This window comes from Siminovitchia jepli (assembly GCF_047228825.1).
Taxonomy (GTDB): Bacteria; Bacillota; Bacilli; order Bacillales; family Bacillaceae_C; genus Siminovitchia.
Map to the genome: position 1 here is coordinate 1 of NZ_JBFEGN010000140.1, position 5815 is coordinate 5815.

Consider the following 5815-nt stretch of genomic DNA (forward strand, 5'->3'; position numbering starts at 1 on the left):
AGTACAAACCTAATTATACCAAAGGTTGGAGCCCTTTTTGTATTTATAAACTAGATTTTACTTTCGTAATCCAGGATAATAAAAACGGATGGTCAATATTTGGTGAAATGGAATCCTTCATTGATTTTTCCGGGAATGGAAGGAAAAGATAAGGTGGCGTTTCATGATTGGCAAGCAGAGCGTGGAGAAATTACTGATCATTTAGGCAACGGATTGGCGGTAAACGAAGTTTTTAAAATGGCAGGAATTGTCCCGAAAGATTTATCTCAAGGGAATGAAAAAGAAAAAAGGCTGGAAAATATTAGCCGGCAATTCGATATTCCTATAAAAGAAATTCATGAAAAACTAAATCAAAATTGGGTAAAAGATGACTTGTTTGTCCCTCTTAAAGTGTTAGAATCCAATAAAACGGAAAATATTCCGGGTATTTCCCATCAAAATATAGCACTTCGTTATTACCCTTTGAAGGAAGCCGCGGCCCATTTAACCGGTTATATAGGTAAAGTGACAAAGGAAGATTTGGATAAAAATCCGCATTTACAAGAAGGGGATATGGTTGGCAAAGCTGGGTTGGAAAGAGCATTTGACCGGGAATTGCGCGGCAAAGATGGGGGAGAAATTGTTATTGTCGATGAGAAAGGAGAAAAGAAGAAAGAAATTCAAAAGCTGGAGAGAATTGATGGGAAAAATATTCAGCTAACCATTGATACGTATATTCAAATGGAAGCATTTAAACATTTGAAAGGAAAACCCGGTGCTACTGTTGTCATGAGCCCGAAGGATGGAGATCTGTATGCTCTCGTTAGTTCTCCTTCATTTGATCCGAACAAAATGGTTCAGGGAATTTCCCGGCAAGAATATGATCAATACGCCAATGATAAGGACAAGCCGTTTATTTCAAGATTTGCTAATCGGTATGCACCCGGCTCCACATTTAAAACAATCACCGCCAGTATTGGCCTTGATGCCAAAGTAACATACCCAGAAAAATTAAGAAAAATAAATGGATTAAGCTGGAAAAAAGATGACACGTGGGGAGGGTATGCGGTTACCCGGGTTTCTAATGTACATGATGTAGATATGAGAAAAGCGCTCATTTATTCGGATAATATTTACTTTGCCCAAGAGGCCTTGGAAATGGGGGAAAAAACTTTTAGAAATGGTTTGAATAAGTTTATCTTTGGAGAGGAAATAGATTTGCCGATCGCCATGGATGCTGCACAAATCTCCAATCATCCGGCATTTAATTCAGAAATCCTGCTGGCAGATACTGCATACGGACAAGGGGAATTATTGGTCTCACCCATTCAGCAAGCTGCCATGTATTCTGTTTTTCAAAATGAAGGAAAGGTTGTTTATCCGACATTATTGAGTGATAAAAGCGGGCGAAAATCAAAATCAGCCATCACGCCTTCAACAGCGAATGAAATGAAAAAGCTTTTGCAAGAGGTAGTCAATGATCCCAATGGCACTGCTCATCTTCTATACAACCAACAGTATCAGTTGGCTGCCAAAACCGGAACGGCAGAACTAAAAATGCAGCAAGGAGAAAAAGGGGATGAAAATAGTTTTTTACTTGCCTTTGATGCGGGCCATGATCAATTTCTTCTCCTTTCACTTGTAGAACATTTTACCGCGGGCAATTCCGCAACCCAGTTGAATAAATCATTTATAGAGGAGCTATATAAATATTTTCAAATGCGGGAAGGGATGCTGGATTTATCTTAGAGAGGAATCACTTCCCAGATGCCAAGGAACGTTATAACTTTAAGAAATTGGCGCGGACTGCTATAATAAATACTACAGATGTAAAAGCAGGAGGGCCGCGATGAAGGAGATTCCGCAAATATCAGAAGCAGAATATGAAGTGATGAAAATCGTATGGAAATATGAACCGATTTCCACTCCCGAGGTAGTGGAGAAAGTTTCAAAAAAAATTGATTGGAAGCCGAATACGATTCAAACTATGCTTTCACGCCTAGTGAAGAAAAAGGCTCTGCAAACGAGAAAACAGGGGAGAGTATTTGTTTATACATCTCTGATTGGTGAGCATGAATATGTGGAACAAACAAGCAAAAAATTTCTTAAACAATTTTTCGATGGTACATTGAATTCAATGGTATTAAATTTTATTGAAAATGATCAGCTGTCAAAGGATGAGATTTCGGAGCTGAAAAAAATTTTATCTGAGAGGGATATGAAAGAAGGGAAAAAATGATGGATGCCTTTACAAACCGCTTTTTATTAAGCACGTTAGTCATATCCCTCCTGATTTTAATGATCTTGTTTACAAAAAAAATATTTTACAAACATATGTCCAAACAAACACATTATAAAATTTGGTATTTTCTTTTTACTCCCCTTATTATATCCTTTATTCCCTGGGATTTTTTCCGGCTAAATGAAATATCCCAATATATAAAAAGCTTGATTTTCACTAATCGTGACACAACATTAAATCATGAAAGGACAAGTGGATTAGAAGTTCCTCAAGCACCCAACACAAATTTATTGCACGATTTTACAGTATCTGTAAATAAGTCAACGCCGGATTTCGTCTATCATACCTTTATTGTTGTTTGGGTCATTGGAATGATCATGTTCCTTGTGATGGCGATTTATGCAAACTATCAAATCTATCAATTGAAAAAATCGGCGGCTACTATTAAAAACCAAAAAATAATTGAATTGTTAGATGTGTGCAAAGAGATTGTCGGTGTAAAAAGAAATATAAAGTTACAGGAAACATCGCTTATTACCTCTCCCAGCACGCTCGGAATTTTGCAGCCATATATACTTTTACCAAAGACAACACTGGAAACATTCTCGTTAAATGATTTAAAATATGTTTTTTTACACGAATTAACCCATCAAAAAAATAAAGATGTGTTCGTTAATTACGTCATGTTGTTATTAAACATTATTTATTGGTTTAACCCATTCGTATGGCATGCCTTAAAAGTTATGAGGATGGATCGAGAATTGGCTTGTGATACGGCTGTTTTAGATCGCTTGGACGAGAGCGGATATATCGAATATGGACAGACGATCATTCATTTTGCAGATAAACAACATGACCGGGCCTATCGACAGTTTGCCTCCGGAATGGGCGGAACAAAAACACAAATCAAACAAAGAATCCTGAGCATTGCGAATTACTCTGGAGATTCTCGATTATTGAAATGGAAAAGCAAAGCAATCTGTGCTGCTCTGGGGATTTTTGTGTTATGCCTTACACCGCTTCCCTCTGTGATAGCCAGTTCAGGCGATGTGTTTTATTTTAATGGGAAAAATGTAATAGATGAAGATTTAAGTTCTTATTTTAATGGATACGACGGCAGTTTTGTTTTATATGATCCCTCTAAAAATCATTATCAAATTTATAATCGAAAAATGGGTGAACAGAGGGTTTCTCCTAACAGCACGTATAAAATTTATTCTGCATTATTTGCTTTGGAAACAAATGTCATATCCCCCAATAACAATGATCAAATTTGGGATGGAACCGTTTATCCTTATAAAGAATGGAATACAAATCAAAGCTTATCTACTGCATTGGGCAGCTCGGTCAATTGGTATTTTCAGAATATAGATCAACAAGTAGGAAAAAAACAACTACAATATTATTTTCATAAAATAAACTATGGGAACGAGGATCTGTCAGGAAATCTGGATAGTTACTGGATAGAATCTTCATTAAAAATATCACCCATTGAACAAGTACAAATATTATATGCATTTGATGAAAATACATTTGGCTTTAAAGAGAAAAATATTCGTGCGGTAAAAAACGCAATCCTTATTGATGAGCAAAAACATCGTCAATTATATGGAAAAACCGGCACTGGTTCGATAAATGGAAAAAATGTCAATGGCTGGTTTGTGGGCTTTGTAAAGAAAGGCGATCATACGTATTATTTTGCTATCAATATTCAAAATAAAAAGGGACATGCCAACGGAAGCAAGGCTGCGGATATTGCCCGTCAAATTTTACGCGATAAACATATATACTAATAAAAACCCCAAAAAGGACCACTGTTCCTTTTTGGGCATTTCCGCCCTAAATACTACAAATGTAGTATTTGTAATGCAAAACGCATCCTTATTAAAGGAGTTTTTTATCATGAAACAAAAAATAAGAAATGTAACCACATTTCGAATCAATCTCTTGCTTTTTATCATTTTCCTCATTTTTTGTGTCCTTATTCTCCGGTTAGGTTACCTTCAAGTTGTTCATGGTGAACAATTTTATAATGAGGTCAATAAATCAGATTTGGTTGTTGTGAAAAAAACAGTTCCAAGGGGATCCATTTATGATAGAAAACACCGCTTATTAGTCGGAAATAAGGGCAGGAAAGCAATTACGTTTTTTCGTGAGAGTGAAATTACGCCAAAAGTTATGCTGGAGTTAGCGGAAGAACTAACGAAATATATTTCCGTAGATATCACTGATTTAAAAAAGCATGATTTACAAGAATACTTTATCGCTAAATATCCGGATAAAATAAATCATCGGCTTAGTGAAATGGAACAGCATTTAAAAGAAGGGGAATTATATAAAGCCCAAATAAAAAAGGTGACTGATCACGACCTGGCTTCTTTAAACGAAACCGAAAAAAGTGTTGCCAGTATATATATATAAATGAACAGCATTTCCGCATTTGAAACAGCTATCATTAAAAATAATCATGTTACGGATGAAGAAGCGGCCAAGGTAAAGCGAACATATGCAAGATTTACCGGGAATTGACGTTACGATGGACTGGGAACGGGAGTATAAGGAAGGTACCGTGTTAAAAAGTGTATTCGGTTCTGTGACATCTGAGAAAACAGGCTTACCCAGTGATGAAAAAGAATTACTGCTGGCTAAAGGATATGCCCTGAACGATCGGGTCGGAAAAAGCTACTTGGAAAAAGGGTATGAAGATGTGCTTAAAGGCACTAAGGAACAATATGAACTAACAATCAACAATGGAAAAGTGCAAAAGTCCGTTCTTAAAACAGAAGGGAAAAAAGGGGATAATCTCGTATTAACAATCGATATTGACTTTCAAAAAAAACTGGATGAAATTGCAACGAAAGCATTGCTTCAACGGAAAGGCAAATTGGCAGATCGGCTTTATATTAGTGCCATCAATCCGCAAAATGGGGAAATTCTCGGCATGACCGGAAAAAGGATGAACATGGCTACAGGAAAAATAGAAGATGATACATTAAGTGTTTTTAATACCCAATACACGATGGGGTCCAGCATAAAAGCAGCTACTGTGCTTGCGGGTTATATGGATAAAGTCATTTCATTGGATGATAATACACTTATTGATAAACCGCTTAAATTTGCGGAGACAAAATCGAAAAGTTCCTGGTTTAACCGGCGTGGAAGTATCCCATTAAATGATATTACCGCGTTAGAAGTATCTTCGAACTCCTATATGATGCAAGTGGCCATGCGGATGGGAGGAAAATATGACTACATGCCTGAGGAAAGCTTGAAAATGGATAGTAAAGCGGTTTTTAATAAGCTCAGATACTATTTTTCTCAATTTGGCCTCGGTGTTCCAACCGGACTGGATATTCCGGGAGAAACGCACGGTTTAAAAGGAGTAGAAACAAATCCCGGTCTCGCCCTTGATCTTTCTTTCGGTCAATTTGATACTTATACAACCCTGCAATTAAATCAATACATATCAACGATTGCAAATGGGGGAAACCGGATCGCCCCAAGAATTGTAAAAGAAATTAGACGTTCATGCCGCTTCCGCGGCACCATCAGCAGGATGAAAATGGATCAACGTCGAAGTATATTTTTACGGCT

5 protein-coding genes are annotated in these 5815 nt (G+C 36.9%); all 5 read left to right on the forward strand.

What is annotated here, in order from left to right:
• Nucleotides 1-78 precede the first annotated feature (78 nt).
• Complete coding sequence (gene pbp4 / locus AB1L08_RS21300; RefSeq protein WP_489686539.1) at nt 79-1728, forward strand: penicillin-binding protein PBP4(5); 1650 nt, start codon at nt 79-81, stop codon at nt 1726-1728.
• 100 nt (nt 1729-1828) lie between these two features.
• Nucleotides 1829-2218 carry a BlaI/MecI/CopY family transcriptional regulator gene (locus AB1L08_RS21305; protein WP_413066617.1) on the forward strand — a complete coding sequence of 130 codons (390 nt, stop codon included), beginning with the start codon at nt 1829-1831 and terminating at the stop codon, nt 2216-2218.
• Nucleotides 2218-4014, forward strand: coding sequence for a BlaR1 family beta-lactam sensor/signal transducer (locus AB1L08_RS21310; RefSeq protein ID WP_413066618.1), 1797 nt, complete (start codon nt 2218-2220; stop codon nt 4012-4014). The genes AB1L08_RS21305 and AB1L08_RS21310 overlap by 1 nt, the downstream gene beginning before the upstream one ends.
• 109 nt (nt 4015-4123) lie before the next feature.
• Nucleotides 4124-4642, forward strand: a complete 519-nt coding sequence (locus AB1L08_RS21315; protein ID WP_413066619.1) for a hypothetical protein — start codon at nt 4124-4126, stop codon at nt 4640-4642.
• 85 nt (nt 4643-4727) lie between these two features.
• Nucleotides 4728-5815 (forward strand): penicillin-binding transpeptidase domain-containing protein (locus AB1L08_RS21320; protein WP_413066620.1); only part of this gene is annotated, 1088 nt, incomplete at its 3' end.